The organism is Candidatus Limimorpha avicola (assembly GCF_056978975.1).
Map to the genome: position 1 here is coordinate 1 of NZ_DBMCYK010000017.1, position 21,013 is coordinate 21,013.

Here is a 21,013-nt window from a genome sequence, read left to right on the forward strand (position 1 = left end):
ATTGAACCGGACACGCAGTTAATTGACAGACTTTTCAAAGAACTCATTTTATTTACTGCCAGAGCCGCTTAGGCTTGGCTAATTTTTAACGAACTATTGTATGATAAGATATTATTAAAAATCCTGATTATACGAAATTAAATTTTATATGAAAATATTTAAAAAGATAATGGATTTGTTTAAAAATTATAAATTTTAATTGTAAGTTGATGAAAAATGTTTATATTTGCAAAGATTATTGAAAAATATAAATCTTATGAAAAAAATGAAATTTATTAATGTACTATTGTTTGTGACGTTATGTTGTTGTTGTACAGTGTCTTATGCACAGGACAAATCCGTGTTCAGTCTTAATTCCGATAGCGAGATTGTAGTGAAAGGTGTTGGACAGGACGGAACCAAAGTGCTGACTGTTACTGCTAAAGGTAAAAAAATGGAACAGGCTGTCGAGATAGCCAAAAGAGATGCTGTGGCATATTGCCTTTTTAAAGGTATTAAAGGCTCCGGCAGTACCGAAGAAACACCGGCTATCATAAAAAATGGAATTACTCCTGAAAATGAAGACTTTTTTTCTTCTTTCCTCATGCTTAAGGATAATAAGGGCAGAGGAGGTAAATATCTTCGCTTTGTGAATAAAAGCGGACAGCCTAAAACTTCAAAAATAAAAAAAGGTTATATGGTGTCTCTTGATATTCAGATTCTTTATGATGACCTTAAAGAGTATATGATAAAAGAAGGCTATGCTAAAAGCCTTGATTTCTTGTTTTAATAAACATTAAATTACAATTACTATGAAAAGAGTTCTACTACTTGGCTTGTTGTTGATGGTCTCAATTTTTGTTATGGGACAGGCAAAAAAACCGATTCTGATGGTTATACCTTCTGATTCGTATTGTGACAGAAATAATTATTTGCAGGAATTTACTGATGAAACAGGTGCTGTGAGATATGTATCTGACTATAACAGCATTTTTAAAAGTGCTGATAGTGAGGATCTGAGACTTGTAATAGCAGAATTGTCGAAGTTGTTCGCTGAACGCGGCTTCCCTCTGAAAGATTTGGAACAGACACTGAAATCTATGAATAACGCTTCAATAGAAGAGAGCCTTTTGTCAAGTTCATCATCCGGTGCTTCTATTAAATCTACTCCTCTCGATATGGTGAAGAATAATGCTCAACCGGATATTATTCTCGACCTTGATTATATGGTGAAGACAAGAGGTCCTCAACGTTTTATTACATACGTCCTTAGAGCTGTTGATGCATATAGTAACAAAGTTATTGCCGCTAATTCAGGCGATGGAGAACCTTCTGCTTCGGCTACTGTGAATCAGTTGCTTGAAGTTGCAGTGCTGAATTATATAGATTCGTTTTCTGACCAACTGATGGCTTATTTTGAAGATATGGCTGTCAATGGCAGAGAAATAGTCGTGAAACTTAAGGTTTGGGATAATCTCGATGTCAATTTTGAAACTGAATACTTCTTTGAAGATGAGGAACTTGAACTCGTTGACATAATAGATTATTGGATGCAAGACTATACTGTAAATCATGCTCCAGTGAGAACACGCGCTTCAGAGAATTTTATCAACTATGAACAGGTTCGCATACCTCTTTATAAAGAACGTAAAGGAAGACAATCTGCCATTGGAGCTCGTGAATTCGTTAATGATTTGAGAAGTTTTCTTAGAAAAGATCCGTTCTTTTTGGATTCTAAGATTTATGAACGTGGTTTGGGTGAAGTTTGGCTAATAATAGGAGAGAAATAATATGAAAAGGATTATAGTGTCGATTATTGCTGTTTTGATGTCGATTCCTATCACGTTGACAGCTCAGGATAATTCTAAAGATTTGTTGGCCGATGTGCCGGTTAAAGTGTTTGAACCGGAAATAGATATTGACGGAGATGTTTCTACAGTATTGTACAATAGGTTGAGTCAGGCTGTGTCTTTGAATGGACTTGCTTCAGTATCTGATAGTTATAAATTTGCATTGGTGCCAATAGTTACAATTGTCTCTGAAGATGTTACAGAGTCAGTGCCACCACAATATTTGACAGAAGTGGAAATAGCACTCTATTTCGCGGATATGACACGTGAGGTTGTTCTTGCAACTGAAGTCATTAATAAAAAAGGGTTTGGCACTACTTTGACAAAATCGGTGCATAAAGCATTGTCTTCTTTGCAGGCTCGTGACCCTAAAATTAAAAATCTTTTTATAACGGCCAAGAAAAGAATAGACGAGTATTACCGTACCGAATGCGAGACAATAGCTGCCAAGATAGAGGTTTACCTTAATAGTGGCATGTTGAAGGAGGCTCTCGTGGAATATAATGCTATACCTAAATCCAATGTGGATTGCTATAATAGCTGTAGCCTCTTGTTCCAAAATGTTTCGGATGAGGAAATAAACAATGCAAAAAAACAGTTGGAAGAAAATCCCGATGTGAGTTGGATAAAAAATTGAGATTATGAAAAGATTATTGTTGATTTTTTTGTTTGTACTTCCATTGATAGCAATGGGACAATCAAAGAATGGGTTCAAACTCGTTGAACAAAGTAGCAAGGAACGTCCTGAATGGACAAAAAGCGGCAGCTCCTCAGGTTATATCATCGTACAGGCAATGGGTGCCGAGTCATACGAAGATGCTAAAAAAGAGGCTTTGAATTATTTGCTGAATGAAATGGCTTCTTCGATATCTGTCACGGTGTCAAGCGAAATAGTCTCAAATAGCAAATATACTCTTGAAGAAAAAGAATCCGATTTTGAGAAACAGGTGTCCACATACGTTAAGACAAAAGTTTCCAAGATACCGGCGCTGCAAGGTATATCTCTTTCTAAAGCAATGACTTATCTTGAACGTTATTATAACCGTAAAACTAAAGAAGAGTATTATGATTTGTATGTCATGTACCCTTTCAATGATTTCGATAGAAGAGAACTTATCGATGAGTTCAATAAACAGGAAAAAGCCATTGATGACAAAATCGATGGTTTTGAAGATGGAATATCTGATATTCAAAGTATTGAAGATATTGATGTCTCCATATCTCAAATGAGAGCCTTGCTGGGAGAAATGGAAAAAGACGACTTTAGACGTACAAGATTGGAATCGATAATAAATCGTTATTCCAAAATATATGATGACATTTCTTTCAATGAGGTGATGAATGAGTCCGGAAGACTTGTTTTCCAATTGAAATATGGAAATACTGTTCTTAAAACATCCAAACTGCCAAAAGTGACGTCGAATTGCGCTACTGTGAAAGATATAGTGTGCGAAAATGACAAATTTATTGTAAACTATGATGATAAATATTGTTACGACCAAGATGACAATACTCTTACCGTGCAGTTTAAATTCGGTTCAAGATATTTGAGAAAAAAGTTTTATTTTTAAATTATATTAGATATGAAAACAAGAAAAATATTATTCCTTATGGCAGTGTTTTCTGCTGTTTTGTTGTTCCATTTTGAAGGAATGGCTCAGTCTGATAAGACAATAGATGATAAGGTCCTTAAATTGACTGAAAAGAAAAGCCAACCTTTTGAACAAACTGTCAAGAAGAAAAAAGAAGTTGAAAAACCTTTAGTTGAGAAACCGAAACAGCAGATTATTGTGATTGAAACTCCCAAAGTGGAAGAGAAGATAAAAATTAACAATCCTTGTCCGGATAAATTCGATGTGGAACTTGTGTCTGTTGATGGCAATTCTTATCAGCAGGAAGTAAAGTTCTCTGTCATGATAACAAATCTTGACGTGAACAAATCTATTAATGTGTATAATATCAAATGTTATGATACAGAAGGGAATATTGTGTCTGCTTCAAGTCGTAGGTTTGATACGAGAACCAATATTCCGGTTAAGGCGGAATTCTATTTGAGAGATAAAATATTGCCTTCCAAGGTTCATAAATTTAATGCTTTGGTTATTAATATCGACGGTTGTGAGGTGGAATTTCGTGATGTGCCTATAAATTGGAATTAATTTAGCAACAACAATCTTAAAATAAAAACAACACTTTTTTGATTTTTTTATGAAATATAAAGGTTTAACTAAAGAGCAGGTTGAAGAAAGTCGTAGTAAATACGGTATAAATGTTTTGACACCACCAAAAAAAGATTCCCTTTTTAAACAGTTTATGGGTAAGTTTAAAGACCCGATAATAAAGATTTTACTTATTGCTTTGTTGTTGTCGGTATTGGTGTCTTTGTACCAGTTTTTGACTCATGCTGAAGGTTTGAGTGTTTTTCTTGAACCTATGGGTATATTTGTTGCAGTGATGTTGGCTACTTGTGTCGGATTTGCTTTTGAGGTTAGTGCCAATAAAAAATTTGATGTTTTAAATAAAGTTAATGACGAAGAGACTGTTAAAGTCATAAGAGATGGCAATATCACACTTGTGGAACGTAGGGACATTGTTGTTGGTGATATTGTGATGATAGAAACCGGCGATGAGGTGCCTGCTGATGGTGTCCTTCTTGATGCTTTCGCCCTTCAGGTTAATGAATCTGACCTTACCGGAGAACCAATGGCTCGCAAAACTATTGAAGAGAGCGAGTTTGACCCGGATGCTACTTATCCATCCAACCGGGTGATGCGTGGTTGTAAAATAATAGACGGGCACGGCATTATGAAGGTTGAAAAAGTAGGAGATGCCACGGAATGGGGTAAGGTATATAAAGGTTCTCAGATAGAAAATGATATAAAAACACCTCTCGACCAACAATTGGAAAAACTCGGCAATATTATCAGTTATGCAAGTTATTTCATTGCAGGTATCATAATTGTTATGCGTCTTGTGATGTATTTTTCCTTCGATACAGATGGATTTGCTATTAATGGCGTTGATAATTGGCTCGAATTTGTAAGATATCTGCTTAATACCTTGATGATTGCCGTTACTATCATTGTCGTCGCTGTTCCTGAAGGTCTGCCTATGAGCGTCACATTGAGTCTCGCTCTCAGCATGAAACGTATGTTGTCAACAAATAACCTCGTAAGAAAAATGCACGCTTGCGAGACAATGGGTGCAACAACGGTTATTTGTACCGACAAGACTGGTACTTTGACACAAAACCAGATGAGTGTCAGTGATATGACCGTATATTCCTTACGAGATAATGTTTTGGGAAAGGATGAATACAGTAGTCTTCTGATAGAAAGCATTGCACTCAATACTACTGCATTTTTAGATATGTCGAATGCAAAAAAGATTACAGTAGTCGGCAATCCCACGGAAGGTGCTTTGTTGCTTTGGCTTAATAAACAGAATGTCAATTATTTGGATTATAGGGAAGACGTTAAAATGTACCAGCAGGTGCCATTTTCTACAAAATATAAGTTTATGGCTACTGTAGTGGAATCTCCTACTTTCAAGAAACCTATGTTTTATGTTAAAGGTGCTCCTGAAATAGTGCTTCAGCATTGTAACAAAGTGGCAACAGAACATGGTCTTGTGGATATTGCTCCCTATAGGGCTGCAGTCGAAGAGAAATTGTTGGCATATCAAAGTCAGGCTATGAGAACGTTGGCTTTCGCTTATAAGGTCGGAAACCCTGAAGAACAGTCGTTTGATCCGATGACCGATAATCTTGTGGCTGATAATCTTGTATTGTTGGGCATAGTTGCTATAGCCGACCCAATACGTCCTGATGTGGCTGAGGCTGTGAAAAGTTGTATGGAAGCAGGTATTAATGTAAAGATAGTAACAGGCGATACTCCGGGTACAGCTATCGAGATTGGCCGTCAATTGGGATTGTGGAAACCTGAAGATGACAGAAATATCAATCATATTGCCGGAAAGGACTTCGAGGCTCTCACCGATGAAGAGGCAAAAAAACGTATTCCTCTCATTAAGATAATGTCTCGTGCAAGACCTATGGATAAAGAACGTCTTGTACGTCTGCAGCAGAATGAAGGAGAAGTGGTAGCTGTTACCGGTGACGGTACCAATGATGCTCCGGCATTGAAAGCGGCTCAGGTCGGACTCTCTATGGGTGATGGTACTACAGTCGCCAAGGAGGCGAGTGATATTACGATTTTGGATAACTCGTTCCGCAGCATAGCTCGCGCCGTGATGTGGGGACGTTCATTGTATCTTAACATTCAACGTTTTATCTTGTTCCAAATGACAATCAATGTAGCTGCTTGTCTTATTGTTTTGTTGGGTGCCCTTCTTGGTACGGAGATGATTCTTACAGTGACACAGATGTTGTGGGTAAACCTTATAATGGATACTTTCGCCGCTCTTGCTCTCGCTTCATTGCCTCCGGAAGAGAGCGTTATGAAAGAAAAACCACGCTCCAAAAATGCTCATATCATTACTAAGCCCATAGCATACGGTATATTTGGCATGGGAATATTTTTTGTCCTTGTGATGTTCGGTTTTGTTCAGTATTTCAAACATGAAAATGTATTGTCTTTGTTGGATTTCGATTTCAATACTTATCTGCAGCATTTCTTTAATTTCAGTATATCTGCTCATGGATTGACGACCTATGAGTTGTCTCTCACATTCTCAATATTTGTGTTTTTACAGTTTTGGAATCTTTTCAATGCCAAGGCTTACCATACAAATAGGTCTGCATTTTGCGGGTTGTTTAAGAAAGAAACACTGTCAGGCTTCGTTTTGGCATTGTTCATAATAGCAATAGGTCAGTATCTTATTGTTACTTTTGGAGGTGAGATGTTCAGCGTGACACCTATATCTTTGCATGACTGGCTTTGTATAATTATTGGAACAAGTCCGGTGATGATAATAGGTGAGGTGTTCAGATTGTTTAAAATTAGAAAATGATACTGTGTTTTCAAGTGACAAAAAATCCACGACATGATGTTTGCCGTGGATTTTTTATGTCGAAGCATTACAATTTTAATGATGGGAACAGTCGTGATGGTCGCATATCTGTTCATTGTCGGTTATCTCACCTGCAAGATAGCGGCGTACCACATCCTTAACTTCTCCTGAACAGCCTCTTATTACTTTTATATGACTCTCTGTAAGTTTATTGACAGCACCTTGTCCCATGTTGCCGGCCAACATGATGCTGACGCCTATCTGATTTAAAATTCCGGCTATGTTGGATTTACAGCCGCAGCCTTCAGGTGACTCCAATATTTCTTCTCCCGTAATGTTGTTGTCGGCATCAGTGGTGATTATGGTATAATAAGCACAGTGACCGAAATGATTGTCAACATGATTGTCTCTTGTTGGAATTGCTATTTTCATGATATTTTTTATTAGTTGTCTGCAAAATTACACAATTTTATCGACTTGAATGATATTATTAATTTATTGTGTGTTTTTAACCGAAAAGACTTGTAAAATGACATTCGTATTCTGAATAATCATGGAAATTGTTTCAGGTTGTATATAATGATGAAAGTAAAAAAGTTGAAATTTTTAATAATCTTGAATAAAAAAAGAGATGATGAAGTTCGACTATGGAGGGATAGTTTAGATAAATGATTTCGAACAAATATTGCATGCGTATGAATTTTTGGATATTAGAAAATCGCAAAATCTATACCTAAATTTAGAGGATGTCTGACAGGTGAAATACCCCCCCAAAAAAAAGTTGGACAAAAACTTTTGGAGTGCCACTCACAAGTATAGGCTGTCTCTTCTGATGCTTTCATTAAATATGTAGAATCATAATCTCGAGTACTAATACTTCTATTAAAAGATCTGATTTAAAAAATTACATAAAAAGTTAAACTTCCTTTACTGAAAATAGAGAAGATTTTAATTTAAAAAATAATTTGTTTTATTTATTATTATTCATATATTTGCACTTTCTTGAAAGAAAGATGTAACTAAACGAATGAAGAAAAGTTTCTACTATATACTGGCAATTATTGCATTATTGGTGTACAAGTTGTTACCTTTTATCATTGTTGTGGCTATAATTGGACTGATTATTGTGAAATTTGAGCAGGATAATAAAAAAATTAGTGATAATATTTCTGGAAATATTTCAACGAAAAATATTCATGATATCAATTATACAAAAGATTATCTTGATATCAGTAAAAGACAAGGTGAAAAATTACAGGCAGTGGTTAATGAGTTGGATAAATTGGATATTTCCGAAAAGAATAAAGTTATCCATGGAATAAGATCTCTTCAAATGGAGTATTGGCATAAAAGAAAGAATATATATATATCAAATTTATACGATTATATATTAAAGTTTGCAAATATACGATTAGGGGACATAAAATATGATTCTTCAAAAAAAGAATATGAAATGATTTTACAGATTGTCCAGATGTTAAAAGAAGAGTCCTCAATAGAAAATGTAGTTGGTTTTGTTTCATTGCGAAACGAAAATACAACAACGGATAATGATAATGTAACAGATGATAATACTCAAAAACAATTAGAAAAAATACCAAATAAATGTTATGGAGTTGGTGAATATATAAAAACTTGTACTGCTGAGTTTGAAAACCATGAACAGAAGACTTATTTAAATATTTCTGTTCAAAATATGTTTTCAAATAATGTTCAACCTACAATAGAAAATAACTTAAAAAACTCTAAAAAAGACCGCTTTGAAATTTCTGAACAACAGTTAGAAAAAATAAAAGAAATAACTAAAATATATAAGGATTCTAAGTGTATTGAAATACATAAAATTATAATTCAATTATTATCTTTTTGTTCGGAATATTATAGTAGAAATAATAAAATGGTTTTATATGATTATATAATAAAGGCTGCATATCAACGTATTAAAACAGCCAAACGTGATTATATAAAAAAGGAATGTGAATCCGTTTTGCAAATAAGACATGGAGGTGAACGCGAAACACAAGCTCATGTATTGTTAAATAGTATATTTGTATCTTTCACTTCAATTTTTGATATTCTATCCAAAATAGCTGTTGAGCAATTTATGTTTGATCAATATGATTTCACTAAGTATAAGGAAATGCATTGCAAAAAAGAAAGGGCTATGTATAAACCTAATATTAAGAATATCGATCCATCTCTCAAACAAAATGGATTGCTGTTTACAGATCCTGAAGTAATAAGGAAGTTTGAAACATTCAGAAATGAGTATGTTCATAATGGTCCTTGGGATTTAAGGAGTAGTGTTTATTATACTGCTGTCAATGGAGAACCTGCTGATGTGATTATTTATAGTCCAGATATGGTTGATGGACACTTTGTAACATCCAATTCAAGAAATAAGTTCTATTCACAAAACAACAGAATAAACGAACAACTCCCAGATATGATAAAAGAAGCCACACAAATTCTGATGAAAACTATTGACCAAATTTCAGCTCTTTACCAGCAGAATACAGTCCGGTCTGAAAATCCAAAGCTGACAGAGGAATACATGAAAGCTATAGCAGATTATTATAAGAGTCTAATTTAATATTAATTATTCATAGAATGAAAACAGTTAAAGATATACGATTTCTTTCATCAATTTCCAAACAAAGATAAGAATTCTGCATCGTTGATGGAATTTCTTGAGACAATTCCTGGCTTTTCTGAGCCAGATAGTCGTGGAATAGGAATGTCTTTAATAAACATGTCAATAGGAAAAGAATACCTAAAGATATGCGAACAGATGGAAGATGATAATCTGTTGATAAAAGTTAAAGAGGCTTCTTTTTTAAAAATTGATCCTCAATACATTGCTGTTGATAGTGTCAACTCTTCAAATCCAGAAGAATTTATTCAAGAATTAGTCTATGGGCTATATGATTTTAAGTATCGCGGATTTGCTTATACAAGAAGATACTTTGAGAATTCTGTCCTGCCAATAGTCGGGAAAAATAGGTCTACTGGAGATGAAGATATGGGCACATGCTACTATATAGGAAATAATATGTTTGTAACAGCTGCCCACTGCGTGAAAGGATTGGAGTATTTTAATATTCTTTATCCAGATAATAGTCCTGTTGAATTAGAATCCGTTTGGTACGCAAAAGGAGAAGATTTAAATGATTATGATCTCGCAATTATTAAATCAAGAAATGTACCGATCAACATCAAAGCCTTTAAACTCAAAGATCCTTTTATATTAAACGATGTATTAACTATGGGGTATCCTCCCATTCCTGGACTTAATCCCGTCCTTATTTCTGAAACAGCAACGGTGGCTAGTTATGTACAGGGAAGGCAAAAAGCATCCATAGGACAAATTGTTGCAGAAGTTGGCTCTTATATGTCAAAACTTGACTTCTTTGTCATTACAGCTAGAGTAAAGGGAGGAAATAGTGGATGTCCTGTTATTAACAATGAAGGTTATGTTGTTGGAACGGTATTTCAAATTCCATTTGATAGTCAAGGCGGCTCAGATGGCGGAAGATATGATATTATGGGATATGGCATTTGTCTCCCTTCTAAATATGTAAATGATTTGATCAAAAATCCGGATATTTATCAGTTGGTTTTAAATGAGGAATATTATGCTGAATTAGCATAGGTTTCGGTAGGATTTTAATGTTGGTAATGCTCACAAAGGAATGTAGGCAACCGGTGAAGCGCATATAGCGAATTTATTCCATGCGAAGTATCTTCACGCAAAAAATGCTTACACGAGAAGAAATCGTAGATATAGTTCAATATCACAATGAGCATGGAGTCACATACAAGAGCCGTCTGAAAGAAATCGGGATATCCGAGTGGCGGTTTTATGAAAGCAAACGCAGATATACCGAGGTTGAGGCCGGTGAGTGGGCGGCAGGAGAGTTTCTCCAGCTGGTGCGTGGCAATAGTTGCCAGGAACCGATGCTGACAAGCAGGAAAACAGACAGAGTCAGGACACGAATTCGGTCCGATGAGCATAGAGATGCGCACGCAGATAGGGACAGTATTGCAAATCCAGGGCAATCTGGACGCGACGATGGTACAAGCAATAATCCAGGCGTCGTCAAGCCATGTTTAGCCAGAATAACAGCACTTTACCGGAGGCTTGCAGTATATCAGAATCGTATCAGACGGGCTGTAAAATCGAGGATGGATTCACGGATATTTTGGGGTTCCAATTGTGGAATATTGCGTCTGCTTGAAGAGATGTTTTGCTCGGGTTTAATAGCACCAGGAGCACCCATAAATTTTGCAGCCAAAAGATAAAATGGCTGGAACCATTTAGCCATAGCACAGCCATCTCTTTTCTTCCCTTATTTTGACTTTACTTTAATGAACGTATATATGAATACGGGGATAAAGTAAAGTTGCTGATTTCATAAAAAAGTGTAGATTTCAAGCTTCAATTTTGATGGAAAAGTGTACAAAGGAATTCTGATTCGCTTGAAAAAGTGTAGAACCACTAAATATCACATCTTCTATTCTTGAGATTTTTACCTGTAATACATTATTAAATAGATAAAAAGTAGTATATTTGCATATTATATGATGAGTTAATATGTCAAAGAATACAATGGGAACTAAGTTGCCCCGAAAGTTGGAGCAGAAAATGTCGGTTGTGGGAGAGCAAATTAAACTGGCCCGCTTGCGCAGGAATCTGAGTGTGGCTCAGGTGGCTGAACGTGCCACATATTCTCCGTTGACTGTGTCCCGAATAGAAAAAGGTGTACCGACAGTAGCAATCGGGATCTATTTGCGAGTGTTATATGCTTTGCAGCTTGACGATGATATTATGTGGCTGGCCAAAGAAGATAAGTTAGGAAAAACTTTGCAGGATTTAAGTTTGAAGAATAGGGAACGTGCCTCAAAAAAGGTGTAAATGATGAAGACGTTATATGTTTATGCCGATTTTGATTGGCTCAAGGAAACAGAATTTGTTGGAGAGTTAGTCTATGAATCTTTTCGTGGCTCGGACAGCTATTGTTTTACCTTTACAGATGAGTGGCTGAAGAAACACGGAGATTTGTTCTTGAGTGATGACCTCAATAGTTATCCGGGACAACAATATACGCAACCGGAGAAAGATATGTTCGGATGTTTTTCGGATGCTTTGCCGGATCGTTGGGGACGAACGCTATTGTTGCGACATGAACAAATTGCAGCGATGGAAGAGAGGCGACCTGTACGTAGATTGTCTTCCTTTGATTTTTTGAATGGTATTGATGATTTTTTCCGAATGGGTGCTTTCCGTTTCAAGGAGTCTATAAATGGAGATTATATTAATGCAAGCGAAATCTTGCGCATACCACCACTGACAGATATTCGTGAGTTGATTGCAGCTAGTTCCGAAATAGAGAAAAGTGAAGATGAGAACAGGTTACCTGAAATGCGTTGGATTGCTCAACTGGTACAGCCTGGTTCATCCCTTGGCGGGGCGCGTCCAAAGGCAAGCGTAATTGATGAGAACAAGATCCTGAATATAGCAAAGTTCCCGTCCCGCAAAGATGATTATGATATTGGGCTTTGGGAACATTTCTCACACCTATTGGCAAAGAAGGCCGGCATACACGCAGCAGAGACAAGAGTAATCTTCACAAACGACAAATATCATACATTGCTTTCCCGACGATTTGACAGGAAGGAAGACGGTAAACGCATACACTTTGCTTCAGCTATGACTCTTTTGGGCTTAAATGATGGTGATAATGCCAATACCGGCCATGGCTATCTGGATATTGTCGATTTCATACTTCAGAACTGTACCAACGTGGAGGATAATCTGCAAGAACTGTATCGCAGGGTTGCATTCAATATCTGCATTGGGAATAGCGATGACCATTTCCGCAATCACGGTTTTCTTCTAACTGCCAAGGGGTGGACTTTGACTCCGGCTTACGATATGAATCCAACGCTGAATGAGTATCAGAGTCTGTTAATTAACAGCTATACCAATAAATCGGATTTGAATGAATTGCTGAATTCCTGTGAGGAATATATGCTCCAGAAACAGACAGCCAAGCAAATCATTAGCGAAGCTGTAGATGCCGTCAAGGAATGGCGGACATTGGCAACACGATTGGGTATAAACAAAATATGTTCTATACAATTTTTGAACGACAAAATAGGATTATATAGTCCTAAGTATTAATATAAAAATAAATTCATAAGATCAAATAAATAATCAACTATTAAAAACTATATTATATGTCTCTTGTACCAAAACCGTTTCATGAATTGCTAAAAATGCATTTCATTATACCGCCGTATCAGCGCGGATATCGTTGGGAATCACGCCAGGTAGAGGAACTCCTAGATGACCTGCTGGATTTCGTAAAATCTCTGAAATCAAAAAGAAACCGTAATAACGAAGGTCGTGAACCGTACTATTGTCTTCAGCCCATTACAGTGGTAAGTCATCCGGAGAATGCAGATACATATTTTGTTGTCGATGGCCAGCAACGTCTTACAACGATATATATCCTTATGCATTATCTGTCGGAGAACAGTGATTATAAATACCCCGTATATGAGTTCTCTCTCCCCAGCAGGGATATACAGAATGAATATCTGGCCAAACTTGAATTCATGGAGGATGATAAGAAATATATTGACAACATAGACAATTTCTATGTGAAGAAAGCGTATTCTACAATTGTAGATTGGTTTTCTAGGGACGGGCATGACAGATATAAGGGAAAAATCCGGGATATCTTTGCTATGCCTCCGGATGAGGACGAGGAACAAAACGATGTCCGAGTAATATGGTACGAAATCGGCAGCAAGGAAGCTCACAGAGCTTTCCGTGAACTGAACTATGGCAAAATTCCACTGACTTCGACGGAACTTGTCAAAGCTTTGCTGCTACAGGAAAGGAATACAAATTCTTCCGGGCATTACAGCAGGGGTGCATCATATCGCAGAGCGCTTGAGTGGGACGCAATGGAGCATGCTTTACAGAACCCTTATTTATGGTCGATGCTGGCAGAAGCAAATGACGGAACATTGTCTCACATGGAACTTGTTCTGGATTTTGTGGCAGACAGACTGAACAATGAAATGACTGACGAGAATGGCAACAGGCCTGTGGAACGCAAGGAATCCAAGAATTCCAGGGATGACTTCAATTATCAGGTAATCAATGAATATCTGAGGAGGAATGACAATAGCAGTGATACGGTAGAGGACGTATGGAAAAGAATACAGATAATTTTCAATCTTGTATCGAACTGGTACTCTAACAGGCATTGGTATCATCTGATAGGGCTTTGCCGTATACTGCAAGTCGGAAAGCAACGGAAACGCAGGGATTTCGTCGAGTATATCTATAAGATGTCTGTTGATGAAAACGGAACTCCTATAGACAGACCGCAGTTTACCGGCAGACTTGAAAAGGAGGTGGGCAGACTGGTCAGACTGGGTAAGGGTATTACTCTTGAAAGCCTCCGTTATGATGAAAACAACGATGCCATAATAAGAGTATTAAAACTGCTCAATGTACAGGAAGCAATCAATGATAATACAGAGGAAAAGAGGTTTGCTTTTCATCTGTTTGAGATATTCAATGTGACATCACTTGAACATATCCATCCGCAGAACATTACATCCGACATTGGTTTCGAGGATTTCAGAATGTGGTTTGAAAGGAGAAGTGAGGATTTCAACAAACTTGATGATGCTGAATTACGTGCCTTGCTCCAAAATGATGTATCTGATAGTCCGGATTCTGATTCCATGGACAGGAGAATAACCGATAAGAAACAGGAAGTAGAGAAGGCTATCAGTGTTTTGAAGTCTCTTACATCTGATAAAAAAATATTTTCCGATGATTACAACCATAACGAACTGAGCCGAAATGCCATAATCTTGGACCGATTTTTCGGAGATCTAGCTGGGATAAAACCGGAAGAGATGCATAGTATCAGGAATCTGGCCCTGGTTGACAAAGAAACAAATTCGGCAATGCAGAATTATCTGTTGGACAGGAAACGCTCTATCCTTATGGACCGTCATGACAGCTGTGACGTTTCCAATCCGTCCAAGACCAATGGTACTTATGCGCCACCGGCAACACGTAAGGTGTTCTGTAAAGAGTATTCAAGATGCTCTCCTGGTGATATGCGCTTATGGCGTCCAGAAGACAGGAACAACTATTTTAGAGTCATTAATGACGTATATAATTATTACACCTCAAAATAAACAAGAATATGCTCAACAAGAATACTGAAAAATACAATAAGTTCGCCGGCAGGAACGGTGTGGCTATCCCTATCATTCAACGTGACTACGTACAGGGGGCGGATGTGAACTTCGAGAAACGTGACAAGTTCATCAAGAAACTGCTTGATGCCCTGCTGAACCGTGAAACGTGTGAACTACATTTCATATATGGCTCTACGGATATGACAAAACCGTCTGAATCGTATTTTCAGCCGGTGGACGGCCAGCAGAGGCTTACCACGCTTGCTCTTATAGGTTGGCTGCTGAACCAGAAGTGCGACCTTAAATATTCAGATTGTCTGAAGCCGCTTACATATACTTCACGTCCGTCAACAGAACAGTTCTGCAAACTTATGCGTGAATTCAAACTGCCGGAAAATCTTGGAGCCCCGATATCCGATTACATCAAGAATGTTCCCGGATGGTTTTCTGAATCCTGGAAACTGGATTCTTCTATAAATTCCATGCTTGAATTTCTTGACAAGGCTGATTCCTTACTTGGCTCTGAGAGATATAAAGACCATATAGAGGATATGGCGGAAACGTTCTTCAATGATTCTCCTTTTGAGTTTGAGAGCCTTGACATGGAGAACTTGGACCTAAATGATGACTTGTATGTCAAGATGAATGCCAGAGGTAAACTGCTTACACCATTCGAAAACTGGAAAGCGGAATTCGAAGATTTTCTTGGTAAAAATTTCAAGGACGTAAAGTATCCGTTCAGGAATATTCCAGGGATACCGGATACGCCTACCTTGGAAGAATACTTTGAATATTCAATAGAACATGACTGGTGTGATATACTCTGGCCGAGAGCATACAAATGCTGGAATGCAAAAAGCGAGGAGGAAAAGAAGAAAATCCTGTATCCGTCCATTGATGAATGGTTTATGAACCTGCTTGACTATGTGTCGCAGTTCCTTATGTTTGCCGCTATGCCGGATGCAGAGTCTGTTTACAAGAACAGCGGACTGAAAAACATGAAGGATCTTTATGCTCATGAAATAGACAGTTCAAGGATTGAAGTGTATAAGGAGGAGGAGAATGTGATAAAACTGTTCAGGATTCTTGATCTTCTTGTGGATATCTACAGTAAGTGTGGGGATTTTGGTACTTTCATGTCGCGTTATTTTATTGCAACTTCTTCTACCGAACGTCTGGAGAAAGAGGTGGAGAGACATAAGGTCAACCTGTTTGACTGTAATATAGACCTTGTTTCAACATGTCTGGAAATGGGGACTGATATGGATATTACATATCAGATAGTCCTGTGGAGTTTCTTACAGTGGATGCTTTCTCATCCGGAGGAACTGCTGCCGAATTCTGACATGGTAGCTTCTACAGATTACTTGCGTGTTATGACCGGTTGGGTAAGGGGTATGAGACAGCGTCTTACGAATGGATATCAGGTTGGAGCAAATGCCCGTTTGTCGGATTTCCATGAAGCAGACGTTATTTCGAATAAACTTTCTGCTGCAGCCAATATGTTTGAGACTTTGCTGGAAACTACGGATAAATCGCTTGAGGATGAACGAGTTAAAGCCAGATTGTATGGTACGCCAAATTTCGATATTATCAGGGAATTGTCTACATGCCGACCTCTTTATTATTCATTCGGGCTTCTGATGCCTTCCATTGTAAGTTGCACTGATACGGAAAGTTACATTAAAAGGTTCTATGAATTCTGGGCCATAAGTGACACAGAAAGGATCCAGAGACTTGCAAGCTGCGGTTTCAAGGGTATCAGACCATATGTGGACTGTTGGTTCTACGGTATGACGGGAAGATGGGATTATATCTTTACTATAGGTAAAGATGACAGAGGGTTTGACAATGCTCTTGAAGCTTTTACGCATTTGATGAACGGTGATAGTCCTATATGTTATTTTTATGACAGCATGGCCTATTATATGATGAACTATAAAGAATTTGTAGAAGCAAATAACGAAGGTGTGATGCGCCATTATTTCAGGCATGATGTAGATAATGAATTTACTGTGTGGACCATTAAATCTTCAAAAACGAAACCATGGCAGGGTTATAATACTGACCCATATGCCTACACTGTACGTAAACTCTATGAAGCAAAAGGAAGTAATGAATATGAACTCAGTGATTGGAGTGACAATACAGAACATGGGGCATTGTACATAAGGACTGAGGGTTCGGATTCTGATGCCATGTATATGGAATGCTATCCAAAAGGCTGGAAGATTGGCATACAGGATAAAAGACAGAAGGTTGCGAGAAAGTTTGAAAATCGTTTTGAGGTTATTTCAGATACTGAAGGAAATGCTGTTGGTTTTAGGGATGCTGAAAATATCTTCAGTTTTGACGGTCTTGTGCTTCTTGATCTCCCCGGTAAAGACCGTATACAGACTGCACTTAATTTTTTAGAAGCTATATCATAAAAGATATGATTTTTTAGAAAAAATGATACTGTTTCAAAAGGTGTATAAAGGGAGCAAACGGATGTTGACTTTCCAAATACATTTTTGGAACAGTATCTAATCTCGTTTTATTAGAGTAATAAGATATATCACTATAAAATAAAAGACTCACCCTGAGCGTGCTGTTCTTACGAGAAACCATATTAAGCCCAGAAATCTTTTCATCATTTTTTACCTCTATCTTGTTTGTAACTATATGTCAATTATGACTGCCAGTCAGATTTATGGTAATGATTCACTAATCATGTGATTTTGCTAATCTAATGCGTAAAACAAATTCTATAACAAAATTAACGAGGGCAAACTCAGACTCGTGCCCTCGTTAAAATAAGATTATATTTAAATATTATAAATTTCCTGCCTTTTTTTAAAAGCCCGCTTTCCACCTTCCAAAATCTCACAACAAAGAACTCTCGTCTTTTCATTATCAATTGATCCACGATCCATTATCATAGAATTGGAGTGTGTACTTTTTAATGGGATTATCAATTCTGCATCTCCTAAAACGGCAATATTTGCATTATGAGTAACTATAATAACTTGCCTATACTCTTTTATTCTGCGAAGATTACGTACAATCGACTTATAGATAAACTCACTGTCCAGATTGTCCTCAGGTTGATCTATCAATAATGGCTTTTTACTATCTGATTGTAATAATATTGCTAAAAGGATAGATTGTTGTTGTCCCATTGATAGTTGATACAAGGAACGTGTAATATACCGTTCGACACCTGTGTCATCTGTAATTTTCTTGGCAACAGTAATTGTCGGAAGGTCATCAAAAAATTCACTTTCAAACTCTTCATACCGATAATTTTCTAGGCATTTGGCTAAAAAAACATTTTTGTCTTCCAAACTAAATACGCTATTACCATTTTCATCTTTCAAGTTGTCCATAAAAGAGAAATCTTTTTTAATCGCAAATTCTGCGAGTTTGAGCGGTGTTACATTTTTAAGAATAGCATCCAGTTTTGTTTTTCTCCATTGAGTAATCCCCAATAATAAATCTCTAAATGTTGTCGTGTACTTTTCTTCAGCATACTTTAGTGTTATAAAAAATTCATCAACATTATTTTTAAGACTGTTACTAATAGTTGTGGCAAATACATCATGAGTCATTTTACGTGTAGACGATATCGATATTCGTTCTTTAACCAATTCTCTTCTTTCTTTTAGCTTCTCCTTCAATATTTTTTCTTTATCCTCTATTTCCTTGAGTTTCTTGGCATAAGTCATGCTGTCATTTATTATTTTATTTATTTTGCCAAGATCAAAAGGAATACCCTTTGTTTCCAATTCTTCTCTCTTTGCATCAATTTTTTGCTGGTATTCCGTATCTTTTGCTTTCCAATTATCAATAGATAACTTGAGATCATTTATTTTCAATTTAAGCTCCTCTATTAATTCAGTATGTTTTGTTGCAACAATTTTAGCAAATTGGTCTACAATGCCTTTTACTTGCTCTATGTATTCAGATCCTATAATGATATCTTTAGTGTCTAAACTGGTGAACCATTCAAAAAAACTCTTATCAGATAAGATAGCACCATATTTTTTCACTAGTTCGTTAAGCTCATTGATAACACTTTTACGTATCTCTCTTTCCTTTGCTAAAGAAAGATTAAAGTTAACTAAATCCAACGTAAAATAAGATGGTAAAGTATGGAAAAAGACAATGTATATGTTTTGTTTGAAGAAATCAAGAACAAGATTGAGATGATAAACGGGAAACTGGAACAGAAAGCCGGAACACCTACTGACGGACAGGCAGAAGAAGTGATTCCAACATGCGTAAGGCATATTCACCGGCATAGTTTTGACATCAGGTCAAGTAAAGTATTTTCTCTTTTAGTCGGAATGGGCGTGGTATGCAGCCTGTCCTTATGGGGAAATATCAGACTTTGGCAGTCTAACCGGCAATATGCAGACGATGCCCTGAAGTTCCGTGCCATCCGTTCCTGGAGTGGGTGTACTTCGGAAGATATTCTCTGGTTGAACAAGGTTTTTGACATCCATCGTGACGAGAAGGCCATCGAATGGGTTAGAAAACAGGCTGACGGGTATGAAAACGAGCTGAAAGCTGTTTCCGACAGCCTGATACAGGAGAAACTTAAATTACAGGTAAAATCTGAATCCGATTGATATGGCCAGTGTGAAAGTAAAATTCAGACCTTCCACCATAGAGGGAAAGGAAGGAACCATCTATTATCAGATTATCCAGAACCGTGTAATCCGTCAGCTAAAGACGGATTACCGGATATTTACGGATGAATGGAACGAAGCCGGAAGCTGTATCTTTGTCGGTCGTTCGGAGCGAAGCAATCTGCTCCTTTCCTTGCAGGAACGCATGGAATGGGATCTGAAACGGCTGGACATGATTATCCACCAACTGGATAACCGAAAAAGTACATATACAGCGAATGATATTATAGTTGCCTTTCAAAACAGGGTGGATGAACAGTCATTTTTTAATTTTATGCAGGGCATCATCAAACAATTAGAATTATTGAACAAAATACGGACATCAGAAACTTATACAGCGGCATTGAACAGTTTCATGAAGTTTCGCTATGGACAAGATATCCTTCTTTGTGAAATTGATAGCGATATGATGATGCTATATGAGGCATGGCTGAAAAGCAAAGAAATCTGTCCCAACACAGTTTCATTTTATATGCGTATTTTGCGTGCCGTGTATAACCGTGCCGTGGAAAAAGAACTGATTGAACAGAAGTACCCGTTTAGACATGTTTATACAGGCATTGACAAGACAGTGAAACGTGCTGTTCCTCTAAAAGTCATCAAATATATCAAGGAACTTGATCTGACATTGAAGCCGCATCTTGATTATGCAAGGGATATGTTCCTTTTTTCGTTCTACACCCGTGGAATGTCATTTGTTGATATGGCATATCTGAGAAAATCGGATTTGAAAAATGGTATTCTGACATACAGGAGAAAAAAAACTAGCCGGCAACTCACCGTTAAATGGGAAAAGTGTATGGGAGAGATTGTAAATAAGTATGAAAGTTATTCTGACATGCAATATCTATTGCCAATAATCACCCGATGTACCGATGAACGGATACAGTACAGAAATGCCATCTCTCGTGTAAACATTGCATTGAAAGAGATAGCCCGTTTAGTCGGTTTGGTTCATCCGTTGAGCATGTACTGTGCAAGACATGCCTGGGCAAGTATCGCTAAAAGCAAAAATATCCCTCTTGCAGTCATTAGTGAAGGTATGGGGCACGATTCAGAAGAAACGACACGCATCTATCTTGCTTCGCTTGACACGAATGTGGTGGATAAGGCGAACGGACTTATTCTGAAAGACTTATAACAGGACAGGCATGAAAATTGTTTAGTAAAAAGCCGAATCTCTTGATAAGAGTTATAGTTATGATGCAAAGGTACACAAAATACTGAAGAATAAGCATAAACAACTTGTTGATAATGCCATAAATTGTATTAAAACTATCCGCCTGTTGAGCCAATCAAATTCTC

17 protein-coding genes are annotated in these 21,013 nt (G+C 37.2%); 14 read left to right on the forward strand and 3 right to left on the reverse strand.

Annotation, left to right across the window (positions count from 1 at the left end; all coding sequences use genetic code 11):
• The first annotated feature begins 256 nt into the window (after positions 1-256).
• Genes ACZOVS_RS08005 through ACZOVS_RS08030 form a run of 6 tightly spaced genes read left to right on the forward strand, consistent with a single transcriptional unit; the run spans position 257 to position 6,800 of the window.
• A complete protein-coding gene (locus ACZOVS_RS08005; protein WP_483996716.1) occupies positions 257-769 on the forward strand; it encodes a hypothetical protein in 513 nt (170 codons plus the stop codon).
• Between the two features lie 22 nt (positions 770-791).
• Positions 792-1,769: a DUF6175 family protein gene (locus ACZOVS_RS08010; RefSeq protein ID WP_483996717.1), complete on the forward strand. Its 978-nt coding sequence runs from the start codon at positions 792-794 to the stop codon at positions 1,767-1,769.
• Position 1,770: 1 nt separating this feature from the next.
• Positions 1,771-2,466 (forward strand): hypothetical protein, encoded by a 696-nt coding sequence (locus tag ACZOVS_RS08015; protein WP_483996718.1) that lies wholly within the window; start codon positions 1,771-1,773, stop codon positions 2,464-2,466.
• A 4-nt stretch (positions 2,467-2,470) separates the two neighbouring features.
• Entirely contained in the window at positions 2,471-3,400 is a 930-nt protein-coding gene (locus tag ACZOVS_RS08020; RefSeq protein ID WP_483996719.1) for a hypothetical protein, read from the forward strand.
• A 12-nt stretch (positions 3,401-3,412) separates the two neighbouring features.
• The gene (locus tag ACZOVS_RS08025) at positions 3,413-3,988 is read left to right on the forward strand and encodes a hypothetical protein (protein WP_483996720.1); all 576 of its coding nucleotides are present in this window, start codon (positions 3,413-3,415) and stop codon (positions 3,986-3,988) included.
• A 49-nt stretch (positions 3,989-4,037) separates the two neighbouring features.
• Positions 4,038-6,800: a calcium-translocating P-type ATPase, PMCA-type gene (locus ACZOVS_RS08030; protein ID WP_483996721.1), complete on the forward strand. Its 2,763-nt coding sequence runs from the start codon at positions 4,038-4,040 to the stop codon at positions 6,798-6,800.
• Between the two features lie 75 nt (positions 6,801-6,875).
• Here the strand turns inward: ACZOVS_RS08030 and ACZOVS_RS08035 are convergent, their stop codons facing one another.
• Positions 6,876-7,232, reverse strand: coding sequence for a NifB/NifX family molybdenum-iron cluster-binding protein (locus ACZOVS_RS08035; RefSeq protein WP_483996722.1), 357 nt, complete (start codon positions 7,230-7,232; stop codon positions 6,876-6,878).
• A gap of 595 nt (positions 7,233-7,827) precedes the next feature.
• On the opposite strand from ACZOVS_RS08035, the gene ACZOVS_RS08040 reads away from it, so the two are divergent.
• Together ACZOVS_RS08040 and ACZOVS_RS08045 are read left to right on the forward strand one after the other, a co-directional pair.
• A complete protein-coding gene (locus ACZOVS_RS08040) occupies positions 7,828-9,393 on the forward strand; it encodes a hypothetical protein (protein WP_483996723.1) in 1,566 nt (521 codons plus the stop codon).
• 87 nt (positions 9,394-9,480) lie between these two features.
• Positions 9,481-10,452 carry a S1 family peptidase gene (locus ACZOVS_RS08045; protein WP_483996724.1) on the forward strand — a complete coding sequence of 324 codons (972 nt, stop codon included), beginning with the start codon at positions 9,481-9,483 and terminating at the stop codon, positions 10,450-10,452.
• Between the two features lie 499 nt (positions 10,453-10,951).
• Here ACZOVS_RS08045 and ACZOVS_RS08050 read toward each other — a convergent pair whose 3' ends face one another.
• Positions 10,952-11,125, reverse strand: coding sequence for a hypothetical protein (locus tag ACZOVS_RS08050; protein WP_483996725.1), 174 nt, complete (start codon positions 11,123-11,125; stop codon positions 10,952-10,954).
• 269 nt (positions 11,126-11,394) lie between these two features.
• On the opposite strand from ACZOVS_RS08050, the gene ACZOVS_RS08055 reads away from it, so the two are divergent.
• The 4 genes from ACZOVS_RS08055 to ACZOVS_RS08070 are packed head-to-tail and all read left to right on the forward strand — an operon-like array spanning position 11,395 to position 17,464.
• Positions 11,395-11,715 (forward strand): helix-turn-helix domain-containing protein, encoded by a 321-nt coding sequence (locus tag ACZOVS_RS08055; RefSeq protein WP_483996726.1) that lies wholly within the window; start codon positions 11,395-11,397, stop codon positions 11,713-11,715.
• 3 nt (positions 11,716-11,718) lie between these two features.
• On the forward strand, positions 11,719-12,984 hold the full coding sequence (locus ACZOVS_RS08060; RefSeq protein WP_483996745.1) for a type II toxin-antitoxin system HipA family toxin: 1,266 nt from the start codon (positions 11,719-11,721) through the stop codon (positions 12,982-12,984).
• 56 nt (positions 12,985-13,040) lie between these two features.
• Positions 13,041-15,032, forward strand: a complete 1,992-nt coding sequence (locus ACZOVS_RS08065) for a DUF262 domain-containing protein (RefSeq protein ID WP_483996727.1) — start codon at positions 13,041-13,043, stop codon at positions 15,030-15,032.
• Positions 15,033-15,040: 8 nt separating this feature from the next.
• Positions 15,041-17,464, forward strand: coding sequence for a GmrSD restriction endonuclease domain-containing protein (locus tag ACZOVS_RS08070; protein ID WP_483996728.1), 2,424 nt, complete (start codon positions 15,041-15,043; stop codon positions 17,462-17,464).
• A gap of 378 nt (positions 17,465-17,842) precedes the next feature.
• Here the strand turns inward: ACZOVS_RS08070 and ACZOVS_RS08075 are convergent, their stop codons facing one another.
• The gene (locus ACZOVS_RS08075) at positions 17,843-19,147 is read right to left on the reverse strand and encodes an AAA family ATPase (RefSeq protein WP_483996729.1); all 1,305 of its coding nucleotides are present in this window, start codon (positions 19,145-19,147) and stop codon (positions 17,843-17,845) included.
• 21 nt (positions 19,148-19,168) lie between these two features.
• On the opposite strand from ACZOVS_RS08075, the gene ACZOVS_RS08080 reads away from it, so the two are divergent.
• Both ACZOVS_RS08080 and ACZOVS_RS08085 read left to right on the forward strand, forming a co-directional pair.
• Positions 19,169-19,648, forward strand: coding sequence for a hypothetical protein (locus ACZOVS_RS08080; protein ID WP_483996730.1), 480 nt, complete (start codon positions 19,169-19,171; stop codon positions 19,646-19,648).
• A 1-nt stretch (position 19,649) separates the two neighbouring features.
• Positions 19,650-20,849 carry a tyrosine-type recombinase/integrase gene (locus ACZOVS_RS08085; RefSeq protein ID WP_483996731.1) on the forward strand — a complete coding sequence of 400 codons (1,200 nt, stop codon included), beginning with the start codon at positions 19,650-19,652 and terminating at the stop codon, positions 20,847-20,849.
• Positions 20,850-21,013: the final 164 nt, after the last annotated feature.

Bases quoted from the DNA above. Each gene is read 5' to 3' on its own strand.
- ACZOVS_RS08005 (WP_483996716.1), top strand. From the start codon at position 257: ATGAAAAAAATGAAATTTATTAATGTACTATTGTTTGTGACGTTATGT.
- ACZOVS_RS08010 (WP_483996717.1), top strand. From the start codon at position 792: ATGAAAAGAGTTCTACTACTTGGCTTGTTGTTGATGGTCTCAATTTTT.
- ACZOVS_RS08015 (WP_483996718.1), top strand. From the start codon at position 1,771: ATGAAAAGGATTATAGTGTCGATTATTGCTGTTTTGATGTCGATTCCT.
- ACZOVS_RS08020 (WP_483996719.1), top strand. From the start codon at position 2,471: ATGAAAAGATTATTGTTGATTTTTTTGTTTGTACTTCCATTGATAGCA.
- ACZOVS_RS08025 (WP_483996720.1), top strand. From the start codon at position 3,413: ATGAAAACAAGAAAAATATTATTCCTTATGGCAGTGTTTTCTGCTGTT.
- ACZOVS_RS08030 (WP_483996721.1), top strand. From the start codon at position 4,038: ATGAAATATAAAGGTTTAACTAAAGAGCAGGTTGAAGAAAGTCGTAGT.
- ACZOVS_RS08035 (WP_483996722.1), bottom strand. From the start codon at position 7,232: ATGAAAATAGCAATTCCAACAAGAGACAATCATGTTGACAATCATTTC.
- ACZOVS_RS08040 (WP_483996723.1), top strand. From the start codon at position 7,828: ATGAAGAAAAGTTTCTACTATATACTGGCAATTATTGCATTATTGGTG.
- ACZOVS_RS08045 (WP_483996724.1), top strand. From the start codon at position 9,481: ATGGAATTTCTTGAGACAATTCCTGGCTTTTCTGAGCCAGATAGTCGT.
- ACZOVS_RS08050 (WP_483996725.1), bottom strand. From the start codon at position 11,125: ATGGCTAAATGGTTCCAGCCATTTTATCTTTTGGCTGCAAAATTTATG.
- ACZOVS_RS08055 (WP_483996726.1), top strand. From the start codon at position 11,395: ATGTCAAAGAATACAATGGGAACTAAGTTGCCCCGAAAGTTGGAGCAG.
- ACZOVS_RS08060 (WP_483996745.1), top strand. From the start codon at position 11,719: ATGAAGACGTTATATGTTTATGCCGATTTTGATTGGCTCAAGGAAACA.
- ACZOVS_RS08065 (WP_483996727.1), top strand. From the start codon at position 13,041: ATGTCTCTTGTACCAAAACCGTTTCATGAATTGCTAAAAATGCATTTC.
- ACZOVS_RS08070 (WP_483996728.1), top strand. From the start codon at position 15,041: ATGCTCAACAAGAATACTGAAAAATACAATAAGTTCGCCGGCAGGAAC.
- ACZOVS_RS08080 (WP_483996730.1), top strand. From the start codon at position 19,169: ATGGAAAAAGACAATGTATATGTTTTGTTTGAAGAAATCAAGAACAAG.
- ACZOVS_RS08085 (WP_483996731.1), top strand. From the start codon at position 19,650: ATGGCCAGTGTGAAAGTAAAATTCAGACCTTCCACCATAGAGGGAAAG.